Below are 25,569 nucleotides of genomic sequence, written 5' to 3'. Positions count from 1 at the left end.
TATAGTCGTCGTACGATAATGGCCTGAGGGTTATACGCTAAGTTGGGTTGTCGAGGTAACGCAGCGCCAGTCGCTCGGTCACCTGTTGCACCGGCGGCAACAGATGCGGCGCTACCAGCATCATGATCTGGTAGACCACGACCTGCACTTCACTTTCGCGATCGAGAATCCGTTGGTAGTCCAGTGAAAACAGCAGGGTCATGGTGATCTGTTCCACTAACTGCCCCAGTGCCTGGGTACTGCTGACCAGTTGGCCCGCTGCCTTCAGCCGTGCCAGCAAAGAGGCCAGGGTACGTTTGAGCGCCGTCAGCAGGTTGCGAATGCCCTTGGCCAGCTTCGGCAAGCGACCCGCCAGGTTCGAGAGGTCCTGGAACAGAAACCGGTAATGCGCCATGCGCTCGACGATCAGGTGCAGGAACAGCCAGTAGTCCTCGGCTTCCAGTTGCGCGTCGGCCGGTGGATCAAGCAGGGGCGCCAGCTCATTCTGAAAGCGCTCGAACAAGCCGAGTACCAGCGGTTCCTTGCCATGGAAGTGGTAGTAGAGGTTGCCGGGGCTGATCCCCATTTCATTGGCCACCTCCATGGTCGACACGTTCGGTTCGCCCTTGTGGTTGAACAACTGCAGGGCACATTCAAGGATACGGTCGCGCGTCTTCATCCAGTCTTCTTAATGTGATCGTTGAGCTCAGCGCACGCGCACGTAAGTGCCCGGCGCCGCTTCCATCGGTGGGTAGTTCTGGTTGCCCAGGGCGGTGAGGGTTTCGCGTTGCACGCCAGAGCGCTGCTGGATCCACTCCAGCCACTGCGGCCACCAGCTGCCTTCGACGTGGTTGGCGTCGTAATACCAGGCGCGTGGGTCGCTGCTCAGCTTGGGATTCTCGACATAGTTGGCCTTGGGGTTGCCCGGCGGGTTGAGGATGCTCTGGATATGCCCGCTGTTGGACAGCACGAAGCGCCGCTCGCCGCCGAGCAATTGGGTGGAGCGGTACACCGCATCCCACGGCGTGATGTGGTCGTTGATACCGGCCACGCTGAAACTGTCCACGGTGACCTTTTGCAAATCGATGGGCGTGCCGCAGACCTCCAGGCCGCCGGGATGGCTGAGCGGGTTGTGCTTGAAGAAGTCCAGCAGGTCGCCATGCAGCGCGGCGGGCAGGCGTGTGTTGTCGTTGTTCCAGTACAGGATGTCGAAGGCCGGCGGTTCCTTGCCCAGCAGGTAGTTGTTGATCCAGTAGTTCCAGATCAGGTCATTGGGCCGCATCCAGGCGAACACCTTGGCCATGTCGCGACCGTCGAGCACGCCTTGCTGGTAGGAGCGGCGCTTGGCGGCTTCCAGGGTCTGTTCGTCGGCGAACAGCGTGGCGGGGCTGTCGATCTGGCTGTCCAGCAGGCTCACCAGGTAACTGGCACTGGAGATGCGTCGCAACTGGCGCTTGGCTTGCAGGTGGCCTTGCAGCGCGGCGATGGTCAGGCCGCCGGCGCAGGCGCCCATCAGGTTGACCTCGCGGGCACCGGTGATCGCGCGGCACACGTTGAGCGCTTCCTCCAGCGCAGCGACGTAGGTGGAGAGGCCCCATTCGCGATGGCGCACATCCGGGTTGCGCCAACTGACCATGAACGTTTGCAGGCCGTTCTTGAGGGCGTATTGCACAAAGCTGTTGGCCGGGCTCAGGTCGAAAATGTAGTACTTGTTGATTTGCGGCGGCACGATCAGCAGCGGCTTGGCGTACTGTTTTTCGCTCATCGGCTTGTACTGGATCAGCTCCAGCAGCTCATTGCGAAACACCACCGAGCCCGGCGTGGTGGCTACGGTTTTGCCGACCTCGAACGCGTGCTTGCTGACCTGGCGTGGCAGGCCATTGTTGTGCAGCAAATCTTCGAACAGGTTGCTGACGCCGCGCACCACGCTGTTGCCACCGGAGTTGAGCAGCTCCTTGATCGCCAGGGGATTGAGCAAGGTATTGGAGGGGGAGACGGCATCATTGAGCAGGGCGAAGGCAAAATGCGCACGGGCCCGGTCGTCGGCGCTCATCGCGCTGTCATCGATCCAGTGACGCGTTTGTTTCTGCCAGCTCAGATAGGCTTGCAGGCTGCGACGGTATAGCGGGTTGAGCGCCCAGGTCGGGTCGCTGAAGCGGCTGTCGTTGGGGTTGGGCGCATGCACGGTTTCACCCAGCAGCACGCGACCCAGCTGGCCGCCCAAGGCCATGGCATGGCGGGCGGTATGCAAGGGGTTGCGCAAGCCGTGGGCGGCGACGCTGCGCAGGGTCGACAGCAAGTCCCGGCCGCGCAGGCCGGTGATTGCATTTTGCGCATTGATAAACGCGGCAGGGGTGGGGGCCGGGTTCGTCACGGGTCTTTCTCGCATGAGCCAACACTCCTTCGTCAAGCCATCAAACAGGCACGCCAATTCAGAACCATAGTCGGTTCCTGGCAAGTTGCGCGGCGGTGCAGTCCTTACACGGCCGGTCGCGGATGAATCACCGCGCGCATGCGCTCCTCTTCGAGAAACTTCATGATGATCGGCGCCACGGCTTCGGCCCGGGTGATCAGGAACAAGTGGCCGTCATCGATGATGTGCAACTGTGCATTGGGAATGCGCCAGGCGAGCATGCGCATGTTGATCAGCGGGATCAGCGGGTCGTCGTCGCCGGCCAACACCAGGGTGGGTTGGCGGATCTTGTGCAGCCAGTGGATGCTGGTCCAGCCCAGCCCGGCGAATAGCTGCCAGTAATAACCGAGCTTGCCAGCCGAGCGCACTTTGCTCGCGTGTTCGGCGGCCAGTTTCGAGTCGCGGCGGAACGAGCCGCCGTAGATCATCGGCGCGATGCGCACCACGTGGGACGGTTGAATATAGCGGCGCGGGCTGGCCATCAGCCAAAGCACCTTGGGCTTGCCCGGCACCATCACCGCCCCCGCTGCCGTGGCAGCCAGGATCAGCTTCTTGCAACGTTCCGGGTAATCGTAGGCAAACTGCTGCGCCAACGCGCCGCCCCAGGACACGCCCACCGCATTTACCTGGCCATAGTCCAGGTAATCGAGCATGCGTGCGGTCAGTTTGGCCAGGCCGGGAAAGCGGTAGGGCCGGTTTGGCGTGGATGAACCGCCCACGCCGGGTACATCGAAGGCGATCACTTCCAGGTCCGGGTCCAGTGCCTGGACGAACGGAAACACCAGCTCAAGGTTGGCGCCGATGCCGTTGAAGATCAGCAGCGGCGTCAAGTGAGGCTTGCCCGGGCGCACCGCCGTGCGGATGGTCTGGCCATCCAGGTCGATGGTACGAAAGATGAACGGTTGCGGCATGGGAAAGCCCTGTCAGGTGGTGCGTAAGTCTTATGGGCGATGCGATCCATGTGGGAGCTGGCTTGCCTGCGATGGCATTCTTTCCGCCAGCCCATCAACAACTGACCCGCCGCTATCGCAGGCAAGCCAGCTCCCACAGTGACTGCATTTCAACCAACCATCTGCTTATCGTTCATGTACATAAGTGCCCGGCGCGGCTTCTGCCGCTGCATAGGTTTTGTTACCCAAACTTGTCGGCGCCTTCTTCAACTTACCCGCCCGCTCCGCCTGCCACACCTGCCAATGCAGCCACCACGAATCGGTGTGCTTGGTGGCATTCTCCTGCCAGTCCAGCGGTTTCGCCGTCAGGCTGTCGCTGGTCTGGTAGCGTGCCTTGGGGTTGCCCGGCGGGTTGAGGATGCTCTGGATATGCCCGCTGCTGGACAGCACGAACTCAACCTTGCCACCAAACAGCTGCGCTGACTTGTAGCAAGACTGCCACGGCGTGATGTGGTCGTTGGTACCGGCCAGTGAGTAAATATCAGCGGTGACCTGCTTGAGGTCGATTGGCGTGCCGCACACTTCCAGGGCGTTGGCGCGCACCAGTGGGTTGTTTTTGAACAGTTCGATCAGGTCGCCGTGGAAGGCTGCGGGCAAGCGGGTGGTGTCGTTGTTCCAGAACAGGATGTCGAACACCGGCGGCTCGTTGCCCAGCAGGTAGTTGTTCACCCAGTAGTTCCAGATCAGGTCGTTGGGGCGCATCCAGGCGAACACCTTGGCCATGTCGCGGCCTTCCAGCACGCCGGCCTGGTAGGAATGGCGCTTGGCCGCTTCCAGGGTCTGTTCGTCGACGAACAGCGCTACTTGGGTGTCCAGCGTCGTGTCGAGCACGCTTACCAGCAGGGTCAGGGCGTTGACCTTCTTCTCCCCAAGCGCCGCGTAGTGGCCGAGCAGTGCCGTACAGGTGATGCCGCCGGAACAGGCGCCGAGCATATTCACATCTTTGCTGCCGGTAATCGCCGTGACCACATCCACCGCTTCCTTGAGCGCCTCGATATAGGTCGACAGGCCCCACTCGCGCTGAGCCTTGGTCGGGTTGCGCCAACTGACGATAAAAGTTTGCTGGTTATTGCGCAGGCAGAAGCGCGCCAGGCTTTTCTCCGGGCTCAGGTCGAATACATAGAATTTGTTGATCTGCGGCGGCACCACCAGCAGCGGGCGTTCGTGCACCTGTTCGGTGATCGGCTTGTACTGGATCAGCTCCAGTACGTCATTGCGAAACACCACCGCGCCTTCGGTGGTGCCCAGGGTCTTGCCCACTTCAAAGGCGCCCATGTTGACCTGGCTCGGCATGCCGCCGTTGTGCACCATGTCCTTGGCCAGGTGGGACAGGCCATCGAGTAGGCTCTTGCCGCCGGTCTCGAAGAAGCGTTTGACCGCCGCCGGGTTGGCCGCGCTGTTGGTGGGGGCCATGGCTTCGGTCATCAGGTTGATCACGAAGTGGCCGCGGCTGATGTCCTGTTCCGACAGATTGCTGTCACCGATCCAGTCGTGCAGTTCCTTGCGCCACGCCAGGTAGGTTTGCAGATATCGTTTGTAGAGCGGGTTCTGGCTCCAGGCCGGGTCACTGAAGCGGCGGTCGTCGCTTTCGGGCACCAGCGCCGACTTGCCGAACATCACGTTCTTGAGTTCGACGCCAAAGTGGGCGACGTGCTTGACGCTGTGCAACGGTTGCTTGATGGCTTGGGTCAGCACCATCTTCGCCGAGGCGAGTAAATCCTTTTTGCGTAACGCGATGATCGGGTTGAGCCCCAGGGTGTTTTCCGAGGCCTGGCGTTTCAAGTCATCGTTGTTCTTGTTACTCATCTACGACGCTCCATTGTCCGAAAGACGAGTACCGGGTACCGCTGCGCACCAAGTTTCGATACACAACACAAGCCTGGTACTGCGACTCGGGTGACCGTTGATACCGCATCGTCAAATGCAGGGAACTTGCCAGTTCCATTGGTTACCCGAGTTTAATTTTTTTCGCAAGCAGGCCAATCGTTGGCCACAAGAGAAGGCATTCAAGCAGATGAAATTAGAAAATGCCCTCTAAAGAGCGAGAGGCCTGGGCTAGAGCATCAGCCGTACGATCGACTCACTCGGATCGCGGGTTTTACCGGCGGCTTTGAGCTCGGCCAGATAATCGGCCCACAGCGCGTCCTGACGCACGGCCAGTTGGTAGAGGTAGTCCCAGGTGAACAGTCCACTGTCATGGCCGTCGTCGAAGGTCAATTTCAGTGCGTACTGGCCGGCGGCTTCTACCTTGATCAACTTCACGTTGAGCTTGCCGAATTGCAGGATGGGTTTGCCATGCCCCTGGACCTCGGCGGAAGGCGAGTGGGTGCGCAGCAGTTCGGCGGGGAGTTGGTACACCTCGTCGGGCCCGTAGGTGAGGCCGAGGGTGTTGGAGGTTTTGTGCAGGTTTACAGCCGTGGGAAATTTCGACATTGGAGAACCGCCCAGAAATAGTCCTGAAGGAACCGGCTTCAAACTGTGGGAGCGGGCTTGCTCGCGAATGCGGTGTGCCAGTCAGCACATCTGTTACTGATACACCGCATTCGCGAGCAAGCCCGCTCCCACCATAAAGCAAAGCGGTCCTGCGTGAGGCTTACAGGATATAACGAGACAGGTCTTCGTTCTGCGCCAATTCGCCCAGGTGGCTGTTGACGTAACCCGCATCGATCTTGATTACTTCGCCATTTTGCGCACCAGCCAGGTCGCCCGCACTGAAAGACACTTCTTCCAGCAAACGCTCCAGCAAGGTGTGCAGGCGACGCGCACCGATGTTCTCGGTCTTCTCGTTGACCTGCCAGGCGATCTCCGCCAGGCGCTTGATGCCGTCGGGCTGGAACTCGATGCCCAGGCCTTCGGTTTTCAGCAACTCACGGTACTGCTCGGTGAGCGACGCGTGCGGTTCACTGAGGATGCGCTCAAAGTCGCCCGGGGTCAGCGCCTTGAGCTCCACGCGAATCGGCAGGCGGCCTTGCAGCTCCGGCACCAGGTCGCTTGGCTTGCTCAGGTGGAACGCGCCGGAGGCGATAAACAGGATGTGGTCAGTCTTGACCATGCCCAACTTGGTGTTCACGGTGCAGCCCTCGATCAGCGGCAGCAGGTCGCGCTGCACGCCTTCACGGGATACATCCACACCGCCGGAGTTACCGCGCTTGGCCACCTTGTCGATTTCGTCGATAAACACGATGCCGTGCTGCTCGACCGCTTCCAGGGCCTTGGCTTTGAGTTCTTCCTCATTCACCAGGCGCCCGGCTTCTTCGTCGCGCACCAGTTTCAGCGCTTCCTTCACCTTGAGCTTGCGGCTTTTCTTCTTGCCCTTGCCCATGTTGGCGAACAGGTTCTGCAACTGGCTGGTCATTTCTTCCATGCCAGGCGGAGCAGAGATGTCGACGCCGGAGACTTCGGCGACTTCGATCTCGATTTCCTTGTCGTCCAGCTGGCCTTCACGCAGGCGCTTGCGGAACAGCTGGCGGGTGTTGGAGTCCGAGGCCGGTGCGGCGTCTTCGTTGAAGCCCATGCGTGCCGGTGGCAGCAGGGCATCGAGGATACGTTCTTCGGCGGCGTCTTCGGCGCGGTGGCTGACCTTGGTCATTTCCTGTTCGCGCAGCAGCTTCAAGGCGGCATCGGCCAGGTCACGAATGATCGACTCGACGTCGCGGCCCACGTAGCCCACTTCGGTGAACTTGGTGGCTTCGACCTTGATAAACGGCGCGTTGGCCAGCTTGGCCAGGCGACGGGCGATCTCGGTTTTACCGACGCCGGTCGGGCCAATCATCAGGATGTTCTTTGGCGTTACTTCAACGCGCAGTTCTTCGGGCAGTTGCATCCGGCGCCAGCGGTTACGCAGCGCAATGGCAACGGCGCGCTTGGCATCGTCCTGGCCGATGATATGGCGGTTGAGTTCATGGACGATTTCGCGGGGAGTCATGGACATAGTGTTTGGCGGCCTCAAGCGGAAATAAGCCTACGGCTTACTCGGCGAGGTCCTGCTCCTCAATGGTCTGGTTGTGGTTGGTAAACACGCAGATATCGCCGGCAATGCCCAGGGCCGTCTCGACGATTTCGCGGGCCGACAGGTCGGTCTTCTTCAGCAGTGCGCTGGCTGCCGCCTGGGCGTAGCCACCGCCGGAACCCATGGCGATCAGGCCATGTTCAGGCTCAACCACATCGCCGTTACCGGTGATGATCAGGGAAGCGTCTTTGTTGGCAACGGCCAGCATGGCTTCCAGGCGGCTGAGGGAGCGGTCGGTGCGCCATTCTTTGGCAAGTTCGACCGCAGCGCGCACGAGGTGGCCCTGATGTTTCTCAAGCTGGCCTTCGAAACGCTCGAAGAGGGTGAAGGCGTCGGCAGTCGCGCCGGCAAAGCCTGCGAGCACCTGGCCGTGGTACAGGCGACGCACTTTCTTGGCGTTGCCTTTCATCACGGTATTACCCAGGGAAACCTGGCCGTCGCCGCCCATGACGACTTTGCCGTGGCGACGTACTGAAACGATGGTGGTCAAGGGGAGAGTCTCCACGCAGCGGGGCGAAAATGCCCTGATGAAAACTCATATGGGGGTGGCGGGGGGGATTTCAACCGCGGGGGCAGTGTGCGGACGAGTGGTGTTTATCTTTCTGACACGCCATAAAACAAAATGTGGGAGCGGGCTTGCTCGCGAATGCGGTGGGTCAGTCGCCGAAAATACTGACTGAAATACCGCATTCGCGAGCAAGCCCGCTCCCACATGGGGTCTGCTGCGCTCTTAGGCTCAGCGACTCTGGCGTTGTTGTAACAACAGGTTGCTAAAGCCCGCGCCAGCCAGTTGTTTCTGCGCCACAGTCAGCTGTTCTCGGTTGCTGAACGGCCCAACGAGTACGCGATACCAAGTGGCATCCTTGACCGTCCCGGACTCCACTGTCACCGACTGACCGAGCAGAATGATCTGCGCCCGCACGCGATCCGCATCCGCCTGTTTCGGGAACGAACCCGCTTGCAGGAAAAACTTGGTCACGGGTGCGGCCTTGGTCTCGGCAACCGGCGGTGCCGGCGGCGGGGTGATCCCGGCCAGTGCGGCCTGGGCGCGTGCCGTGTCGATTTTCGCCGCTTCGGCAGGGGTGACTGGCGTGGTCGGCACTTGTGGCGTCGGCAGGGTTTTCTCCGGCACGGCGTCAGGCGGCACGATCACTTCCGATTCCGGCAGCAGCGTATAGAAGTCGTATTTCGGCTTCACCGGTGCGGTCGGGCTTGGCGCAGTCTTGTTGGCTTCGGCCATTTTCGTGGCCTTCTGCTGTTCCTGCTTGACCCGTTTGACGTCATCGCCCTTGCCCGGATCCAGCTTCATCAGGAACACAACAAACGCGCCGACGGTGAGGCCGATGGCCATCCACAACCAGCCCGGGATCGGCTTCTTCGCCGGGGCCTGATAGCGGCTGGCGCCGCGCTTGGGTGCAGGTTTTTTCTTGGCAGCCAACTTACATACGCTCCAGTGTTTCCAGGCCCAACAGTTCGAGGCCTTGCTTGAGGGTCCGTCCAGCCAGTGCAGCCAAGCGCAGGCGGCTTTGCTTCTGGGCTTCGTCGTCGGCGGTCAGGATCGGGCAGTTCTCGTAGAAGCTGGAGAACAGGCCGGCGACTTCGTACAGGTAGGTGCACAGGATGTGCGGCGTGCCTTTCTCACCGACGCTATTCAGCACTTCGCCGAATTGCGCCAATTTGGCGGCCAGTTCCTGTTCGTGCGGGGCGTCCAGCACGATCTGGCCTTCAACTTCGCTGAAGTCCTTGCCCAGCTTGCGGAACACGCCGGCCACACGGGTGTAGGCGTACAGCAGGTAGGGCGCGGTGTTGCCTTCGAAGTTGAGCATCAGGTCGAAGTTGAAGCTGTAGTCGCTGGTGCGGTGCTTGGACAGGTCGGCGTATTTGACCGCACCAATGCCCACCACGCGGGCGATGTTGCGCAGGTCGGCCTCGGCCAGCTCCGGGTTCTTTTCCTTCACCAGGCTGTAGGCACGTTCCTGGGCTTCGGTGAGCAGGTCGATCAGCTTCACGGTGCCGCCGTCGCGGGTCTTGAACGGGCGGCCATCGGCGCCGTTCATGGTGCCGAAGCCCATGTGCTCCATGTGCATCGGGTGGGTGACGAAACCGGCGCGGCGCGCCACTTCGAACACCTGCTGGAAGTGCAGCGCCTGGCGTTGGTCGACAAAATACAAGGCGCGATCAGCCTTGAGCACGCCGCTGCGGTAGCGCACGGCCGCCAGGTCGGTGGTGGCGTAGAGGTAGCCGCCATCGGCCTTGACGATGATCACCGGCAGCGGCTCGCCGTCGGCGGTCTTGAATTCTTCGAGGAACACGCACTGTGCGCCGTTGCTCTCTACCAGCAGGCCCTTGGCCTTGAGGTCGTTGACCACATTCATCAGGTCGTCGTTGTAAGCGCTTTCGCCCATCACGTCGGCCATGGTCAATTTGACGTTGAGCAGTTCGTAGATTTCCTGGCAGTGAGACAGGGAAATGTCACGGAAACGGTTCCACAGTGCCAGGCACTCGGCGTCACCGGCTTGTAGCTTGACCACCAGGCCACGGGCGCGGTCGGCGAATTCTTCGGATTCGTCGAAGCGCTTCTTGGCGGCGCGGTAGAAGTTTTCCAGGTCCGACAGCTCGTTGCTGGTGATCGGGTTTTCTTGCAGGTAAGCCATCAGCATGCCGAACTGAGTGCCCCAGTCGCCGACGTGGTTCTGACGGATCACGTCGTCGCCGAGGAACTCCAGGACCCGCGCCGCGCCGTCGCCAATGATGGTTGAGCGCAGGTGGCCGACGTGCATCTCTTTGGCCAGGTTCGGCGCCGATAGGTCGACGACCACGCGCTGCAGCGGGCCAGCCTTGCGCACGCCGATCCTGGCGTCGGCCAGGGCGGCATCCAGGCGCGACGCCAGGGCCTGGGTGTTCTGGAAGAAGTTGATAAAGCCCGGGCCGGCGATTTCAGCCTTGGTGACACTCTCGTCGGCAGGCAGCGCGGCGATGATTTTTTCTGCCAGGTCGCGCGGTTTCATGCCGGCCGGCTTGGACAGCATCATCGCAATGTTGCTGGCAAAGTCACCGTGGGTCTTGTCGCGGGTGTTTTCCACCTGGATCGCCGGCGACAGGCCTTCAGGCAACACACCTTCGTTGACGAGTTGGGTGAGGGCTTGTTGGATCAGCTGGCGAATGGTGTCTTTCATGGTGTTCTCTTTCGACCGCAAGCGGCGGCGCGCGATGCGCAGGTGGAAAAACTGGGCATTATCCGTGGCGAGGGCGGGCTTGCCAACCATTCAGACGGGTTGGCGGACCTGCGGGCCTCATCGCGGGCAAGCCCGCTCCTACATTTAAGGCTGTTCACATTTCAAATTGTGGGAGCTGGCTTGCCTGCGATGGCCATTTAACGGTCAGTACAAATCTACCGGGTCCACATCCAATGACCATCGCACTTGCCGGCCGCTGGGCAGTTGCTCCAGGGCAAGCAACCAGCTACTTAATAGCCGATGCAGCGGTGCGCGCGAGGTTGCCTGCAAGAGTAGCTGAGCACGATAACGCCCGGCGCGGCGCTCCATAGGCGCGGGCACCGGGCCGAGCAGTTCGATGCCGCTCAGACCCAGTTCGCCGAGCAAACGTTCGGCGGCGCTGCAGGCTTCATCCAGGAAACCCTCGGCCTGCCCCGGCTTGTGCGCCTCGGCGCGTAGCAAGGCCAAGTGGGAAAACGGCGGCAAGCCGGCGGCGCGGCGTTCGCTCAGGGCCTGCTCGGCGAAGGCGAAGTAGCCTTGTTCTGTCAGTTGGATGAGCAGCGGGTGGTCGGCCAGGTGCGTCTGGATAATCACCCGGCCAGGCTCCTCGGCGCGGCCCGCGCGGCCGGCAACCTGCACGATCAACTGCGCCATGCGTTCGCTGGCGCGGAAGTCCCCGGAGAACAGCCCGCCGTCGGCATCCAGGATCGACACCAGGGTCACCCGTGGAAAATGGTGCCCCTTGGCAAGCATCTGCGTGCCGATGAGGATGCACGGCTGGCCTTTCTGGATGGTGGCGAACAGCTGGTTCATCGCGTCCTTGCGCGACGTGCTGTCGCGGTCGACCCGCAGCACCGGGTAATCCGGGAACAGGATGCCCAGGCGCTCTTCGGCCCGCTCGGTGCCTGCGCCCACCGGCCGCAGGTCGACTTTGCCGCACTGCGGGCAATGGCGCGGCACCCGCTCTACATGGCCGCAGTGATGGCAGCGCAGTTCGCCGTAGCGCTGGTGCACGGTCATGCGCGCGTCGCAGCGCTCGCACTCGGACATCCAGCCGCAGTCATGGCACAGCAACGTCGGCGCAAAACCACGGCGATTGAGGAACACCAGCACCTGTTGGCCGGCGGCAAGCGTCTGGCCGATGGCTTGTTGCATCGGCCCGGAAATACCGCTGTCCAGCGGGCGACTTTTAACATCCAGGCGCAGGAAACGTGGCTGCTTGGCGCCGCCCGCGCGCTCGTTCAGGCGTAGCAGGCCGTAACGACCGGTGTAAGCGTTGTGCAGGCTTTCGAGGGACGGCGTGGCCGAGCCCAGCACGATCGGGATGTCTTCCTGGCGTGCACGCACCAGCGCCAGGTCGCGGGCGTGATAGCGCAGGCCTTCCTGCTGTTTATAGGAGCCGTCATGCTCCTCGTCGATGATGATCAACCCAGGGTTTTTCATCGGCGTGAACAGCGCCGACCGGGTGCCAATAATAATGTCAGCCTCGCCATCCCGCGCGGCCAGCCATGACTCCAGGCGCTCGCGGTCGTTGACTGCCGAGTGCACCAGGGCGATACGCGCGTTGAAGCGCTGCTCGAACCGCGCCAGGGTTTGCGGGCCCAGGTTGATCTCGGGGATCAGCACCAGCGCCTGTTTTCCGGCTTGCAGGGTTTCGCGGATCAACTGCAGATAGACTTCGGTCTTGCCGCTGCCGGTGACGCCGGCCAGCAAGAACGCGTGGAAACTGTCAAAGCCGGCGCGAATCGCCTCGTAGGCCGCGCGTTGCTCGGGGTTCAGCGGCAGTTCCGGCTGCGCCAGCCAGTGTTCGTGGCGGGCGTCGGGCGCGTGCTTGCGGATTTCCACCTGCACCAGGCCCTTGGCGAGCAACAGGTCGAGGCTGTCTTTGCTCAGCATCAGCTTGCTTAATAGCTGGTGAGCCACGCCGTGAGGGTGCTGCGCCAGTGTGGCCAAGGCTTCACGCTGGCGCGGCGCGCGGGCAATGCGCGGGTCGTCGAGGCGCGCCCCCGGCACCATCGACCAAAAGCGCTCCTGACGCGCTTCAGCCAGTTCGCCCTGGCGCAACAGCACGGGTAACGCCCAGCTCAGGGTGTCGCCCAGGCTGTGCTGGTAATACTGGGCGGTCCACAGGCACAGCTTGAACAGCGCAGGCGGCAGCGGTGGGGTGGCGTCAAGGATCGCCAGGGCAGGCTTGAGTTTCTCGGCCGGCACTTCGCTGTGGTCAGAAACTTCCACCAGGATGCCGATCATCTCTCGGCGCCCGAACGGTACGCGCACGCGCATGCCCGGCTGCAACTGCGCCCGCAGCACGCCGGCCGGGGCCCGGTAATCGAACAGGCGGCGCAGGGGCGAGGGCAGGGCAAGGCGCAAAATGGCGTCGGGCACGCGAGGGGTCTCATATAAAGGCAGGCGGTGGCGCAGGGGCGGGAGCCTAGCAGACAGGGGAGGGCTTGGGTATGCCACGGTTTTCTGATGAAAGGAGGTCTTCAACCGGAAGCGCCGCTTGCGCGATTGAAAAGGTCTGGTAGAATCCGCGGCCTAATTACGTGCGGTATTCGACAATAGTGTCGAGTGGCGGCACGCTAGCCCGAGGAAGTGCCATGAAAGCCGATATCCATCCAGCGTACGAAACCATCGAAGTCACCTGCAGCTGCGGCAACAAGTTCGAAACCCGTTCGAACCTGTGCAAGCCACTGGGTACTGACGTATGCAACGAGTGCCACCCGTTCTACACCGGTAAGCAGAAAACTCTGGACACCGGCGGCCGTGTACAGCGCTTCGCAGATCGCTTTGGTGCTTTCGGCAAGAAGCCTGCTGCTACTCCAGCAGAGTAAGGCTCAAAAGCCTTATGGGCTTTTGCCAGCTGTTGAAAAAGGCGTCCCTTGTGGGCGCCTTTTTTGTGCCTGGGATTTGGCTTTCAGTCGCCCAGGCCGACGTGTTTTGCCCCGCCCCGGCCGCCTTGGTCCAGGTGGAGGTGCAGCGTGTGGTGGATGGCGATACCGTACGCCTCAAGGATGGTCGCAGCGTGCGGATGATTGGCCTCAATGCGCCTGAAACCGGTAAACGCGGTCGCGCCGACGAGCCTTACGCCGTCGCTGCCCGTCAGCGCTTGCAGGCATTGGTGGACGCCAGCGACCGTCGCGTCGGCCTGGTTGTTGGGCGTGAGGGAAAGGATCGCTACGGCCGTACCTTGGCCCACCTGTACGGCGCTGAGGGTAAGAATCTTGAGGCGCAGCTGCTGGCTGAAGGCCTGGGGTTTCAGGTAGGCGTCGCGCCCAATGTTGATCTTGTCGCCTGCCAGCAGGCTGCGGAGAACAGCGCCCGTGAGGCGCGTCGGGGTGTGTGGCGCCAGTCACCGGTACACAACGTGGCGCAGCTCAAGCAGTCCGGTTTTGCTTTGGTCAGCGGCCGGGTGAGCAAGATCGAACGCAATCGCGGTGGAATCTGGATCGAATTGCAGGGCTCACTGGTATTACGCATTGCACCCGAGCTTGTCCGTCAATTCGACGCCGGGTGGCTCAATGGTCTGCAAGGCCAGTCAATCGAGGCCCGTGGCTGGGTGCAGGATCGCGCCAAGCGTGGCGGCCTGAAAAACGGCCAGGCGCGTTGGCTTCTGCCACTGACCGATCCCAGCATGCTCAAATCGTCGCTTTAAGAAAAAATTGTAGACATTTTTTTAGTCGATTGTGAACAGTTGAGCCCTTGTATCCCGTGGCCTTAGACCAAAGTACGGCGCTTTGGGCCCTTGACACCCGTGACTGCCCAGTCTTGTGGGGACTTTACGACACGCGTATCCTCGGCGGTCCGTCGACCAACAGTAAAAGCGGAATGCCGATATGTCTGATTTGAAAACTGCCGCTCTCGAATATCATGCCCATCCTCGTCCAGGAAAGCTGAGTGTAGAGCTCACCAAGGCCACTGCCACCGCCCGTGACCTTTCGCTGGCCTACAGCCCTGGTGTTGCCGAGCCCGTACGTGAAATCGCCCGCGACCCCGAACTGGCGTACAAGTACACCGGCAAAGGCAACCTGGTTGCAGTGATTTCCGATGGCACCGCGATCCTCGGCCTGGGTAACCTCGGCCCATTGGCGTCCAAGCCAGTCATGGAAGGTAAAGGCGTGCTGTTCAAGCGCTTCGCCGGCATCGACGTTTTCGACATCGAAGTCGACTCCGAAAGCCCGCAGGCTTTCATCGACACGGTCAAGCGCATTTCCATCACCTTCGGTGGCATCAACCTGGAAGACATCAAGGCACCTGAGTGCTTCGAGATCGAAAAGGCCCTGATCGAACAGTGCGACATTCCGGTATTCCACGATGACCAGCACGGCACCGCGATCGTTACGGCGGCCGGCATGATCAACGCCCTGGAAATCGCAGGCAAGACCCTGGCCGACGCACAGATCGTCTGCCTGGGCGCCGGCGCTGCGGCCATCTCCTGCATGAAGTTGCTGGTGAGCATGGGCGCCAAGCTGGAAAACATCTTCATGGTCGACAGCAAGGGCGTGGTCCAGTCCGAGCGTACCGACCTGAACCAGTACAAGGCGATGTTTGCCCACGCCACCGACAAGCGCACCCTGGCTGACGCCCTCGACGGCGCAGACGTGTTCGTCGGCCTGTCCGGCCCGAACCTGCTGAGCGCCGAAGGCCTCAAGTCTATGGCCGCCAACCCGATCGTGTTCGCCTGCTCCAACCCGGACCCAGAGATCTCGCCGGAACTGGCTCACGCCACCCGTAGCGACGTGATCATGGCGACCGGCCGTTCGGACTACCCGAACCAGGTCAACAACGTACTGGGCTTCCCGTTCATCTTCCGTGGCGCCCTGGACGTTCGCGCCAAGCGCATCAACGAAGAGATGAAAGTGGCTGCCGCCAACGCCCTGCGTGAACTGGCCAAGCTGCCAGTGCCTCAGGAAGTGTGCGACGCCTACGGCGGAATCAAGCTGGAATTCGGTCGTGAGTACATCATCCCGAAACCAATGGACAAGCGCCTGATCACCCTGATCTCCGATGCCGTGGCCAAGGCCGCCATCGAGACCGGCGTGGCCACCCTGCCGTATCCGAAGCACTACCCGCTGCAAAGCGTGGATGATGTGTTCAACGGCTAAGCCGTTGTAGCGCACCCACAAAAAGCCCCGGCTCTTGCGAGTCGGGGCTTTTTTGTGGCGATTCACTTGGGCCTTGTGGAGACCCACGTGTGGGAGCGGGCTTGCCCGCGATAGCGATGGATCAATCAGCTCATGTGGCGCCTGACACACCGCAATCGCGGGCAAGCCCGCTCCCACATTGAATCTGTTTCAGGCCATAAACCTCACTAGAACAGATCGATCGGCGCCGCTTCATCCGCCGGCAGCGGGCTGCCCGGCGCAACGCCATTGCCCAGCTCATTGACCGACGGCGGCGTGTCCTCGCTCTTGAACAGTTCGAAGTACGCATTCGGTGTGCTTGGCGAGGCCGCACGGCCACTGACCGGGTCGATGCGCAGGCTGAGGATGCCTTCTGGCTCCGGCTGCGTGTGCGGCGGCTTGTCCTTCAAGGCCGCGCCCATGTAGCTCATCCAGATCGGCAGCGCGACGGTACCGCCGAACTCGCGACGGCCAAGGCTTTCCGGCTGATCGTAGCCCGTCCATACGGTGGTCACGTAGTCGGCGTTATAGCCAGAGAACCAGGCATCCTTGGATTCGTTGGTGGTACCGGTCTTGCCGGCAATGTCCGGACGGTTCAGCGCCAGGGCGCGGCGGCCAGTACCTTTCTTGATGACGTCTTCCAGGATGCTGTTGAGGATATACGTGGTACGGCCATCGACAATGCGCTCGGCGACAGCGGGTGCCTGGGGCTCGGCGGGGGTGCCGTTGGCGGCAGGGGTGGTGCCTGGAGCCGGTTCGATGGTAATGCCGCCATCGCTCGGCGCCGCCAGGCCGTCAGTCGCCGCGACGCCGTTGACCACATCACCCGGCACACGTGGCGGGTTGGCGGTGAACAGGGTGTCGCCGTTGCGGCTTTCGATCTTGTCGATCAGGTACGGCGCGATCTTGTAGCCGCCGTTGGCAAAGGTGCTCCAACCGGTGGCGATTTCCATCGGCGTGAGGGTCGCGGTGCCCAGGGCCAGGGACAGGTTGGGCGGCAGGTCCGACTTGGCGAAGCCGAAGCGCGTCATGTAATCGATGGTCTTGCCCACGCCCATTGCCTGCAACAGGCGGATCGACACCAGGTTACGCGACTTGTACAGCGCCTCACGGATACGGATCGGGCCAAGGAAGGTGTTGGTGTCGTTTTTCGGACGCCAGACCTTGTCCAGGTACTCGTCGACAAACACGATCGGGGCGTCGTTGACCAGGCTGGCGGCGGTGTAGCCGTTGTCCAGCGCAGCGCTGTAGATGAATGGCTTGAAGCTCGAGCCCGGCTGGCGTTTGGCCTGGGTCGCGCGGTTGTAGTTGCTCTGCTCGAACGCGAAGCCACCGACCAGGGCGCGGATCGCACCGTTCTGCGGGTCCAGCGACACCAGGGCGCCTTGGGCCAGCGGCACCTGGCTGAACTTGAGGCTGTCGTCCTTCTGGCGTTGCACGCGGATCAAGTCACCCACCTGCGCCACGTCCGATGGCTGCTTGGGCATCGGGCCCATGCTGTTAGTGTTCAGGAATGGGCGCGCCCACTTCATGCTGTCCCACGTCACATGGGCTTCGCCGGTACGGGTGAGTACCTGCACGCCATCTTTCTTCACCTGGGTCACGATGGCCGGTTCCAGGCCGCTGATCGCGCGTTGTTTGCCCAGCTCGGTGGTCCAGGCGCTCAGAGTCTTGCCTGGCAGGCGCGATTCAGGGCCACGGTAGCCGTGGCGTTGGTCGTAGGTGATCAGGCCGGCATGCACCGAGGTGTTGGCGATTTCCTGCAGGTCGCTCGGTACGGTGGTGGTCACGCGGAAGCCTTCGGTATAGGCCTCGCTGCCATAACGGCCAACCATTTCGGCGCGCGCCATTTCGGCGATATAAGGCGCGTTAACTTCTGGCGTCGGCACGTGGTAGCTGGCATTCAACGGCTCGGCGATGGCGCTTTCATAAGCGGCCTGGTCGATTTTGCCCAGCTTGTACATGCGCCCCAGGATCCAGTCGCGGCGTTCTTTACTGCGCGCCGGGTTGGCCAGGGGGTTGAAACGTGAAGGGGCTTTTGGCAGGCCGGCGATCATGGCCATCTGCGCGAGGCTGGCGTCACGAATGGACTTGCCGTAGTAAACCTGCGAGGCGGCCTCGATCCCGTAGGCGCGGTTGCCCAGGTAGATCTTGTTGACGTAGAGCTCGAGGATCTCGTCCTTGGTCAACTGGCGTTCGATTTGCAGTGCCAGGAGGATTTCGGTGGCCTTGCGCGAAAAGCTGCGCTCGCTGGTGAGGAAGAAGTTCTTCGCCACCTGCATGGTGATGGTGCTGCCGCCGGACTGAATGTGTCCGCTTTTTACCAGCTGGGTCGCCGCACGCACCAGGCTGCTGGGGTCGACGCCATAGTGGTTGGCAAAATTATCGTCTTCGGCCGAGAGCAGGGCGCTGATGAAATTGGGTGGAATATCGGCAAAACGGATCGGTGTGCGGCGCATTTCGCCGAACTCCGCGATCAGTTTTTCATCGCTGCTGTAGACCCGCAAAGGAATCTGCAACTGGATACTTCTAAGGGCCTCTACGGAGGGCAAACCCGGACTAAGGTAGAGGTAGGCCCCGCTCAGCACGAGCAGCAGCCCGCAAACGATGGCGACAATGGAGTACCCGAAAAACTTCAGCAGACGAATCAAGGCTTTTGGATTTCCAGAGAAAAGAATGAGTTAGGCGTCGGGGCATGCATGGCAAACGATGGATCGACCCGAGCTGCAGATAAAAGCGGGAAAAAACGCTGGGCATTAAAGCATTTTTCGCCTTGGGGCGTCATTCGCACCTGTTCAACAAGTCGACCGAATGCATGGCGCCCAGCGGCAATCAGGCGGTATGACAGGCAAAGTTTTAGGGAGTTTTATGGGAAAGGGATTTTTCAGGCAAAAAGTCGACACCCTGCTGGGCGTCGACATCAATGACACGGCAATCCGGCTGGTGGAACTGGGTCGCTCAACCTCGGGTTACACCATTCAGGCTTACGTCACGCAGGCATTGCCCGTGCAGTCGGTGGTCGATGGCACATTCCTTGATCTTGAAGGCGTGGGCCGTGCTCTGCGCAGTGCATGGTCGCGGTTGTCGACCTCGGTGCGTGGTGCTGCCGCTGCCGTGGCCGGCCCTTCGGTGATCACGCGAATGATCGAGATGGACGCAGGGCTCACTGACGATGAGATGACCTGGATGATCCAGATGGAGGCGGACCAGTACATTCCTTATCCCCTGGATGACGTGGCCATCGATTTCCAAGTGCGTGGGCCGACGGCGCTGAAACCCGGCCGGGTCGACGTGCTGCTGGCGGCATGCCTTAAGGAACAGGTGGAGACTCGCGAGGCGGTTCTGGCCCTGGCGGGGCTGGTGCCCAGGGTCATCGATGTCGAAGCGTTTGCATTGGCGCGCGCTAGCCGTCAGGATTTCGCCAGCTTCACGCCGAGCCATCGAGTCGATGGTGCACAATGGGCCGTGGATGCCCAAGGGATGGGAATTGCTTGCGGGTTGGCCCTGAGGAGTTTCGCTTGAAGACACGAATCAACCTATTGCCATGGCGCCAGGCGCTGGCAGAGCGGCGACGCAAGTATTTGCTGGCGTGTCTGCTGGCGTTCGCCTGCGCGGCGCTGGCGACCGTGTGGCTGGCGGATCAGGTGATCGACCAGGCCATTGATCGCCAAGTCACCCGCAACGACCATCTGGGCAAGGAGGTCGCTGGCCTCGATTCACGCATCAAGACCATCGACGATCTGCAGGAGCAGAGCCAGCAGTTGGCCCAGCGCATGAAGGTCGTACAAGACCTGCACGATTCACGCTCCTCCGGTGCCCAGTTGCTCGATCAACTGGCCCGCGCGGTACCCGACGGCGTCCACCTGCATGAAGTGGTGGCCAAGGGCGATACCGTAAGTATCAGCGGCAGCGCGGAGTCCAGCCAGGACATCGCCCAGCTGATGCGCCGCCTCGAGGCCGCCGAAGGTGCCCATTCCACTCGGTTGCAACATGTGCGAACGGATGGCGCGCGCGGCAACAACGAATTTCAGCTGATGGTGCGTCAGGGCGAGTCCTCCGAGGCTCAGCCTTGAGCCTGCCAAGGCTCAATCTTTCTGCACTCACTCACAACGCTGCAAAATGGCCCCTTCCTGGCAAGGCCCTGTTGGGCTGTGCGCTGGCGGCTGTAGTGTTTGTGGTGAGCGACCTGGTGTACCTGAGCCCTTCGCGGCAACGGTTACAACGGGTCGAAGCGCAGGAAGTGGCCCTGCAGCAGCATGTCGCGCAAAAGACCGCCCTGGCTGCCAGCCTTGAGACGCGCACGCACCAGTTCCAGTTGATGCAGGCGAAAGCCAATGAGCTTTTGCAGGCGTTGCCGGGTGAGTCCGAAATGCCCGGCTTGCTGGAAGACATCGCGGGCTTGGCGCTGGCCAATGGTTTGCTGGTCGAAAACGTCACCCCGCTGGATGAACAGCCCAGGCCGTTCTATCACGAGCAACCTGTGCAGGTCGGTTTGACCGGGGCTTATCACGACCTGGCAATGTTCCTGAGCCGCCTGGGTGGCCTGTCGCGAATCGCCACGGTGCACGATATTGCCCTGCGCCGTGATGGCAAGCTGCTGCGCCTGGACCTGCTGGCCAAGACGTATTGGCAGGCGCCGTCAGGCGCCGGGCCGGGCGGGCAGGGATTAGCAAGGCAGGCTTTTGTCTATGACGCGTCCGGTCTGCGTGATCCTTTCCAGCGGCTTGCCATTCAGGTCGGCCATTTGCCTGGTCGGCCCGCTCGGGCGCCGGATCTCGCCAGGCCACGTGGCGTCCTGGAAACCCTGGCAGTGGACCAGTTTGAAATGGTCGGCACGCTGTCGCGCGGTGTGCAGGCTTTTGCCCTGCTGCGTGCGGCCTCCAGGGTGCACCGGCTGGCGGTCGGTGACTACCTGGGGCCGGACCATGGCCGAGTCACGGTCATCCATGAGCGTTACGTCGAGCTGGTCGAACTGTTTCCCGATGGTCAGGGTGCATGGCTGGAACGCCCGCGAACCCTGGTGTTAAACGTCAACTCATAACGGAATCAACCAATGAAAAGGACTTTCTCGTCCTTCGGTGTGGCGCTATGGATAGCGTTCACGGCACCGATGGCTGCTGCTCTACCTAATCGCGTAGACCTGATCCAGTTGCCACCGCCTGGCAATACCGCGTCGAGCGCCTACACGGGTGACAGGCTCAACCTCAACTTCCAAAGCATCGAGCTGCGTACGGCGTTGCAACAAATCGCCGATGTGGCGGGCCTCAACCTGGTGGCGAGCGACGATGTGCAGGGTTCAATTACCCTGCGCCTCAAGGATGTGCCCTGGGATCAGGCGCTGGACCTGGTGCTGCAGGCCAAGGGCCTGGATAAGCGGGTGAAGGCCGGCGTGTTACTGGTCGCGCCCGCCGAAGAGTTGGCTGCACGTGAGCTGCTGACCCTGGAGTCGCGCAAGCAAATGGCCGAGCTGGCGCCATTGCGCCGTGAACTCTTGCAAGTCAATTACGCCAAGGCGGCAGACCTGGCCAAGCTGTTCCAGTCGGTGACGGGCCTTGAAGGCGTGCCCGACGAGCGTGGGTCGGTGGCGGTCGATGATCGCACCAATAACATCATCGCTTACCAGACCGGGGAGCGGCTGGAGGAGCTGCGGCGGATTGTGGCGCAACTGGACATCCCCGTGCGACAGGTGATGATCGAGGCGCGCATTGTCGAGGCCAATGTCGATTACGACAAAAGCCTGGGCGCGCGCTGGGGCGGACGACTCAATCGCGGCAACTGGGGCGCCGGGGGGATTGCGAAGCCACCGGCCGAAGGTGCGCAGCCTTCGGAAAACCCGCCCAGCTCACCCTTTGTTGACTTGGGCTCGCTCACCGGCACCTCGGGCCTGGGCATCGCCTTTATCACCGACAACCTGCTGCTGGACCTGGAGCTCACCGCCATGGAGAAAACCGGCAACGGGGAAATTGTCTCGCAACCCAAGGTGGTGACTTCCGACAAGGAAACTGCGCGCATCCTCAAGGGCACTGAAATCCCCTATCAGGAATCCAGCTCCAGCGGCGCCACGTCGGTGTCGTTCAAGGAAGCCTCGTTGTCGCTGGAGGTGACCCCGCAGATCACCCCCGACGACCGGGTGATCATGGAAGTCAAAGTCACCAAGGACGAGCCCGATTACCTGAACAAGCTCAATGACGTGCCACCGATCAAGAAAAACGAAGTGAACGCCAAGGTGCTGGTCAAGGATGGCGAGACCATCGTCATCGGCGGCGTTTTCTCTAATACCCAAAGCAAAGTGGTAGATAAAGTGCCATTTTTGGGCGATGTGCCGTATCTTGGCCGCCTTTTCCGGCGCGATGTGCTGGCGGAGAAAAAATCCGAGCTGCTGGTATTCCTGACTCCGCGTATTATGAATAACCAGGCGATTGCTGTGAGTCGTTGATTCTGTGCGAAATTTGATTCTTGTAGGACCGATGGGCGCTGGAAAAAGCACCATCGGCCGTTTGCTGGCCAAAGAGCTGCGCCTGCCGTTCAAAGATTCCGACAAGGAAATTGAATTGCGCACGGGTGCCAATATCCCATGGATCTTCGATAAGGAAGGCGAGCTGGGCTTTCGTGATCGTGAGCAGGCGATGATCGCCGAGCTGTGCGGCTGCGATGGTGTGGTATTGGCCACTGGCGGCGGCGCAGTGATGCGCGATGAAAACCGTCGGGCGCTGCATGCCGGTGGTCGGGTGGTCTATCTGCATGCATCGGTCGAGCAGCAGGTGGGCCGCACTGCCCGCGATCGCAATCGCCCGTTGCTGCGCACTGCCGACCCGGCGAAGACCTTGCGGGACCTGCTCGCATTGCGTGATCCGCTGTATCGGGAAATCGCCGATCTGGTGGTAGAAACCGATGAGCGGCCACCTCGGATGGTGGTCCTCGACATTCTTGAGCGCCTGCAACGGCTGCCACCCCGTTAAAGCCAGGCCCGAAATGCGCTATTCTCGGCGGCGCGCCATCACCCTCCAGGGTGTGGCGTAGAGCCATCAGGCGACGTCAGAACTTGGCGTTGCCGGTCGTCAATACATCTCTAACGCGGGGACACATGCAGACACTTAAGGTCGATCTAGGCGAGCGCAGCTACCCGATCCATATTGGCGAAGGTTTGCTGGACCAGCCCGAGCTGCTCGCACCGCATATTGCCGGGCGGCAAGTGGCGATCATCTCCAACGAAACGGTCGCGCCGCTGTATCTTGAGCGTCTGAGCCGCAGCCTGGCGGCGTATTCCGTGATCTCTGTGATCTTGCCCGACGGCGAAGCCCACAAAAACTGGGAAACCCTGCAGCTGATCTTTGATGGCCTGCTGACCGCACGTCATGACCGTCGCACCACCGTCATCGCCCTGGGCGGCGGTGTGATCGGCGACATGGCCGGCTTTGCAGCGGCCTGCTACCAGCGTGGCGTGGACTTTATCCAGGTGCCGACCACCCTGCTGTCTCAAGTCGATTCGTCGGTGGGCGGCAAGACCGGCATCAACCACCCACTGGGCAAGAACATGGTCGGCGCGTTCTACCAGCCCCAAGCCGTGCTGATTGATACCGCCACCCTCAACACCCTGCCGCCGCGCGAGCTGTCGGCGGGCCTGGCAGAAGTCATCAAGTACGGGCTGATCTGCGACGAGCCGTTCCTGACGTGGCTGGAAGAGCACGTCGACGCCCTGCGCAATCTGGACCAGGCGGCACTCACCGAAGCCATTTCCCGCTCCTGTGCCGCCAAGGCGCTGGTGGTGAATGCCGACGAACGGGAGTCCGGCGTACGGGCCACCTTGAACCTGGGCCACACCTTCGGCCATGCGATCGAAACGCACATGGGCTATGGTGTGTGGTTGCATGGGGAAGCCGTGGCGGCTGGCACTGTGATGGCATTGGAGATGTCGCAGCGCCTGGGCTGGATCAGTGCCCAGGAGCGTGACCGGGGCATTCGCCTATTCCAGCGCGCCGGTTTGCCAGTCATTCCGCCTGAGGAAATGACCGAGGCGGACTTCCTCGAACATATGGCGATAGACAAGAAAGTGATCGACGGTCGACTGCGACTGGTGCTGCTGCGCCACATGGGCGAAGCGGTGGTGACCGACGATTATCCGAAAGAGATTTTACAGGCCACGCTGGGAGCGGATTACCGCGCCCTGGCCCAGCTTAAAGGTTAATAAGATCCCGATGACTAGTTTGCATGCCGACGAGGCGTTCCTCGGCCATTACCAGTTAAGCCACGACCCCTTTGCTCCACGGGTGCCTGGTTTCAAATTTTTCCCGGCCCAGCGCAAGCCTGTGCTTGGCCAGCTGCACCACCTCGCGCGCTACAGCCAACTGCTGCTGGTGGTGACGGGGCCGTTGGGCAGCGGCAAGACGCTGTTGCGCCAGGCCCTGGTGGCCAGCACCAACAAGCAATCGGTACAGAGCGTGGTGGTGTCGGCCCGTGGTGCCGGTGATGCGGCTGGCGTATTGCGCCAGGTTGCGCAGGCCCTGGATGTGGCTACAGCCGAGCCGAACGCGATTCTCAAGCAGGTCGTGCAACTGGGCCTGACCGGCCAGGAAGTCTACCTGCTGGTGGATGACGCCGAGCAGCTTGACGAATCCGCGCTTGAAGCGCTGCTGGCGCTGGCGGCGGGTACGCCGGAAGGTCGCCCGCACGTGTTCCTGTTCGGCGAGTCGTCGTTGATCGCCGACCTTGAGCAGATCAGCGGCGAACAGGAGCTGTTCCACGTCATCGAGTTGCAGCCGTACGAAGAGGAAGAAACCCGCGAATACCTGGCTCAACGCCTGGAAGGCGCAGGGGCGGGCATCGAACTTTTCTCCGCTCAACAGATCTCTGATATTCACGAAAGCTCCGACGGCTGGCCTGGCACCATCAACCAGGTTGCCCGCGATGCCATGATCGAAGCCATGATTGCCAGCCGCTCTGCGGTCAAGCGTCCAAAGATGGGGTTCACTATGCCTAAGAAACACGTATTGGCTATTTCCGCCGTTGTCGTGGTCGCTGTTGCCGCCGCCTGGTTGATCCCAGGTCGCAGCAAGGCGCCCACCACAGCCGGCGCGCCAACCGAACAGGCGCAGTTGCCACTGGGCAAGCCCACGCCAAACGTCGAATTCGCCAACTCCGGCCAACCGACCAACCTGCCGATGGTTGGCCAACCTGTGATGCGCGGCCCGCTTGCCGAAGAAGCCGGTGGCATCTCCGAAGGCGACGACGGCGTGCCGGTGGAAGGCTCCAGCGCCACACCGCCTACCGTGACCACCACTGCACCGCCAGCGGGCGTGCCAGCCGGCCAGCCGGCTGCCAAGCCGACACCCGCGCCGACAGTCGCCACCGCCAAGCCTGCGCCCGTGACCAAGCCGGTCGCGCCTGCGCCAACCGCCAAGCCAGCCCCTGCACCTGCCGCCAAACCGGCTGAAAAACCAGCCGCCACCGTTGCCAAGGCCGGCGCCGCTGGCAGCAGCTGGTACAGCAGCCAGCCAACCGGCAACTTCGTGGTGCAGATCCTCGGCACCAGTTCCGAAGCCAACGCCCAGGCGTTCGTGAAGGAGCAGGGCGGCGAGTACCGTTATTTCAAGAAAGTGCTCAACGGCAAGCCTCTCTACGTGATCACCTACGGCAACTTCTCCAGCCGTGCAGCCGCCGATTCTGCGATCAAAACCTTGCCAGCGAAGGTCCAGGCTGGTAAACCTTGGCCTCGCACTGTTGCCAGCGTTCAACAAGAACTCGCAACAACTCGCTGAAGATCCGGCGGCCTTACCCAGGCCGCCCTCCCGGCACCTCAAAAAATAACCGCAAGTGCGTGCAGTCTCTAGAGACCGCGCGCTTTGTGGTGTCTGCGTCACAGTAGCTTTTGAGTCGTAGCGGT

General features: G+C 61.7%; 20 protein-coding genes and 1 pseudogene. 10 read left to right on the top strand and 11 right to left on the bottom strand.

The window, feature by feature from the left end; genetic code table 11:
* Window positions 1-37: 37 nt before the first annotated feature.
* The 10 genes from CWC48_RS08470 to CWC48_RS08425 all read right to left on the bottom strand — a co-directional run bounded on the left by CWC48_RS08470 (window position 38) and on the right by CWC48_RS08425 (window position 12,951).
* Window positions 38-658 carry a TetR/AcrR family transcriptional regulator gene (locus tag CWC48_RS08470; RefSeq protein WP_078046496.1) on the bottom strand — a complete coding sequence of 207 codons (621 nt, stop codon included), beginning with the start codon at window positions 656-658 and terminating at the stop codon, window positions 38-40.
* A gap of 27 nt (window positions 659-685) precedes the next feature.
* Window positions 686-2,368, bottom strand: a complete 1,683-nt coding sequence (phaC, locus tag CWC48_RS08465) for a class II poly(R)-hydroxyalkanoic acid synthase (RefSeq protein WP_078046497.1) — start codon at window positions 2,366-2,368, stop codon at window positions 686-688.
* Window positions 2,369-2,457: 89 nt separating this feature from the next.
* The gene (phaZ, locus tag CWC48_RS08460) at window positions 2,458-3,303 is read right to left on the bottom strand and encodes a poly(3-hydroxyalkanoate) depolymerase (protein WP_016979176.1); all 846 of its coding nucleotides are present in this window, start codon (window positions 3,301-3,303) and stop codon (window positions 2,458-2,460) included.
* Between the two features lie 165 nt (window positions 3,304-3,468).
* Window positions 3,469-5,148 carry a class II poly(R)-hydroxyalkanoic acid synthase gene (phaC, locus tag CWC48_RS08455; RefSeq protein WP_100491677.1) on the bottom strand — a complete coding sequence of 560 codons (1,680 nt, stop codon included), beginning with the start codon at window positions 5,146-5,148 and terminating at the stop codon, window positions 3,469-3,471.
* Between the two features lie 249 nt (window positions 5,149-5,397).
* Window positions 5,398-5,775, bottom strand: coding sequence for a gamma-butyrobetaine hydroxylase-like domain-containing protein (locus CWC48_RS08450; protein ID WP_078046499.1), 378 nt, complete (start codon window positions 5,773-5,775; stop codon window positions 5,398-5,400).
* A gap of 160 nt (window positions 5,776-5,935) precedes the next feature.
* Window positions 5,936-7,273, bottom strand: coding sequence for an ATP-dependent protease ATPase subunit HslU (gene hslU / locus CWC48_RS08445; RefSeq protein WP_078046500.1), 1,338 nt, complete (start codon window positions 7,271-7,273; stop codon window positions 5,936-5,938).
* Between the two features lie 37 nt (window positions 7,274-7,310).
* Window positions 7,311-7,841, bottom strand: a complete 531-nt coding sequence (gene hslV, locus CWC48_RS08440) for an ATP-dependent protease subunit HslV (RefSeq protein ID WP_003171209.1) — start codon at window positions 7,839-7,841, stop codon at window positions 7,311-7,313.
* Window positions 7,842-8,087: 246 nt separating this feature from the next.
* Window positions 8,088-8,789 carry an SPOR domain-containing protein gene (locus tag CWC48_RS08435; protein ID WP_100491676.1) on the bottom strand — a complete coding sequence of 234 codons (702 nt, stop codon included), beginning with the start codon at window positions 8,787-8,789 and terminating at the stop codon, window positions 8,088-8,090.
* Window position 8,790: 1 nt separating this feature from the next.
* On the bottom strand, window positions 8,791-10,527 hold the full coding sequence (gene argS, locus CWC48_RS08430; RefSeq protein WP_100492505.1) for an arginine--tRNA ligase: 1,737 nt from the start codon (window positions 10,525-10,527) through the stop codon (window positions 8,791-8,793).
* A gap of 204 nt (window positions 10,528-10,731) precedes the next feature.
* Window positions 10,732-12,951: a primosomal protein N' gene (locus CWC48_RS08425; RefSeq protein ID WP_078046501.1), complete on the bottom strand. Its 2,220-nt coding sequence runs from the start codon at window positions 12,949-12,951 to the stop codon at window positions 10,732-10,734.
* A gap of 215 nt (window positions 12,952-13,166) precedes the next feature.
* Between CWC48_RS08425 and rpmE the strand changes: the two genes are divergently transcribed.
* The 3 genes from rpmE (at window position 13,167) to CWC48_RS08410 (ending at window position 15,671) form a co-directional block, all read left to right on the top strand.
* Entirely contained in the window at window positions 13,167-13,400 is a 234-nt protein-coding gene (rpmE, locus tag CWC48_RS08420; RefSeq protein WP_005784030.1) for a 50S ribosomal protein L31, read from the top strand.
* Between the two features lie 14 nt (window positions 13,401-13,414).
* On the top strand, window positions 13,415-14,221 hold the full coding sequence (locus tag CWC48_RS08415) for a thermonuclease family protein (protein ID WP_100491675.1): 807 nt from the start codon (window positions 13,415-13,417) through the stop codon (window positions 14,219-14,221).
* A 181-nt stretch (window positions 14,222-14,402) separates the two neighbouring features.
* Window positions 14,403-15,671, top strand: coding sequence for a malic enzyme-like NAD(P)-binding protein (locus CWC48_RS08410; RefSeq protein ID WP_016979185.1), 1,269 nt, complete (start codon window positions 14,403-14,405; stop codon window positions 15,669-15,671).
* A gap of 206 nt (window positions 15,672-15,877) precedes the next feature.
* Here the strand turns inward: CWC48_RS08410 and CWC48_RS08405 are convergent, their stop codons facing one another.
* Window positions 15,878-18,337 (bottom strand): penicillin-binding protein 1A, encoded by a 2,460-nt coding sequence (locus tag CWC48_RS08405; protein ID WP_371857069.1) that lies wholly within the window; start codon window positions 18,335-18,337, stop codon window positions 15,878-15,880.
* 220 nt (window positions 18,338-18,557) lie between these two features.
* On the opposite strand from CWC48_RS08405, the gene pilM reads away from it, so the two are divergent.
* From pilM to CWC48_RS08370, 7 genes and pseudogenes are all read left to right on the top strand, one after another.
* The gene (gene pilM / locus CWC48_RS08400) at window positions 18,558-19,211 is read left to right on the top strand and encodes a type IV pilus assembly protein PilM (protein ID WP_100491673.1); all 654 of its coding nucleotides are present in this window, start codon (window positions 18,558-18,560) and stop codon (window positions 19,209-19,211) included.
* On the top strand, window positions 19,208-19,762 hold the full coding sequence (locus CWC48_RS08395) for a PilN domain-containing protein (RefSeq protein WP_078046505.1): 555 nt from the start codon (window positions 19,208-19,210) through the stop codon (window positions 19,760-19,762). Before pilM ends, CWC48_RS08395 begins: the two co-directional genes overlap by 4 nt.
* Complete coding sequence (locus tag CWC48_RS08390) at window positions 19,759-20,730, top strand: pilus assembly protein PilP (protein WP_100491672.1); 972 nt, start codon at window positions 19,759-19,761, stop codon at window positions 20,728-20,730. The genes CWC48_RS08395 and CWC48_RS08390 overlap by 4 nt, the downstream gene beginning before the upstream one ends.
* Before the next feature lie 138 nt (window positions 20,731-20,868).
* Window positions 20,869-22,125 (top strand): annotated as a pseudogene (locus CWC48_RS08385) (type IV pilus secretin PilQ); the annotation flags it as partial.
* Between the two features lie 4 nt (window positions 22,126-22,129).
* A complete protein-coding gene (gene aroK, locus CWC48_RS08380) occupies window positions 22,130-22,648 on the top strand; it encodes a shikimate kinase AroK (RefSeq protein WP_003187914.1) in 519 nt (172 codons plus the stop codon).
* A gap of 125 nt (window positions 22,649-22,773) precedes the next feature.
* Window positions 22,774-23,874: a 3-dehydroquinate synthase gene (gene aroB, locus CWC48_RS08375; protein WP_021492321.1), complete on the top strand. Its 1,101-nt coding sequence runs from the start codon at window positions 22,774-22,776 to the stop codon at window positions 23,872-23,874.
* A 10-nt stretch (window positions 23,875-23,884) separates the two neighbouring features.
* Window positions 23,885-25,444 (top strand): SPOR domain-containing protein, encoded by a 1,560-nt coding sequence (locus CWC48_RS08370; protein WP_078046509.1) that lies wholly within the window; start codon window positions 23,885-23,887, stop codon window positions 25,442-25,444.
* The last annotated feature ends 125 nt before the right edge of the window (window positions 25,445-25,569 follow it).

The organism is Pseudomonas sp. S10E 269, assembly GCF_002798465.1.
GTDB classification, from domain to species: domain Bacteria; phylum Pseudomonadota; class Gammaproteobacteria; order Pseudomonadales; family Pseudomonadaceae; genus Aquipseudomonas; species Aquipseudomonas pergaminensis.
This window is presented reverse-complemented; position numbering and strand designations above follow the sequence as displayed.

Bases quoted from the DNA above. Each gene is read 5' to 3' on its own strand.
- CWC48_RS08470 (WP_078046496.1), bottom strand. From the start codon at position 658: ATGAAGACGCGCGACCGTATCCTTGAATGTGCCCTGCAGTTGTTCAAC.
- rpmE (WP_005784030.1), top strand. From the start codon at position 13,167: ATGAAAGCCGATATCCATCCAGCGTACGAAACCATCGAAGTCACCTGC.
- aroB (WP_021492321.1), top strand. From the start codon at position 22,774: ATGCAGACACTTAAGGTCGATCTAGGCGAGCGCAGCTACCCGATCCAT.
- hslU (WP_078046500.1), bottom strand. From the start codon at position 7,273: ATGTCCATGACTCCCCGCGAAATCGTCCATGAACTCAACCGCCATATC.
- phaC (WP_100491677.1), bottom strand. From the start codon at position 5,148: ATGAGTAACAAGAACAACGATGACTTGAAACGCCAGGCCTCGGAAAAC.
- CWC48_RS08370 (WP_078046509.1), top strand. From the start codon at position 23,885: ATGACTAGTTTGCATGCCGACGAGGCGTTCCTCGGCCATTACCAGTTA.
- CWC48_RS08410 (WP_016979185.1), top strand. From the start codon at position 14,403: ATGTCTGATTTGAAAACTGCCGCTCTCGAATATCATGCCCATCCTCGT.
- argS (WP_100492505.1), bottom strand. From the start codon at position 10,527: ATGAAAGACACCATTCGCCAGCTGATCCAACAAGCCCTCACCCAACTC.
- phaZ (WP_016979176.1), bottom strand. From the start codon at position 3,303: ATGCCGCAACCGTTCATCTTTCGTACCATCGACCTGGATGGCCAGACC.
- pilM (WP_100491673.1), top strand. From the start codon at position 18,558: ATGGGAAAGGGATTTTTCAGGCAAAAAGTCGACACCCTGCTGGGCGTC.
- CWC48_RS08415 (WP_100491675.1), top strand. From the start codon at position 13,415: ATGGGCTTTTGCCAGCTGTTGAAAAAGGCGTCCCTTGTGGGCGCCTTT.
- phaC (WP_078046497.1), bottom strand. From the start codon at position 2,368: ATGCGAGAAAGACCCGTGACGAACCCGGCCCCCACCCCTGCCGCGTTT.
- CWC48_RS08450 (WP_078046499.1), bottom strand. From the start codon at position 5,775: ATGTCGAAATTTCCCACGGCTGTAAACCTGCACAAAACCTCCAACACC.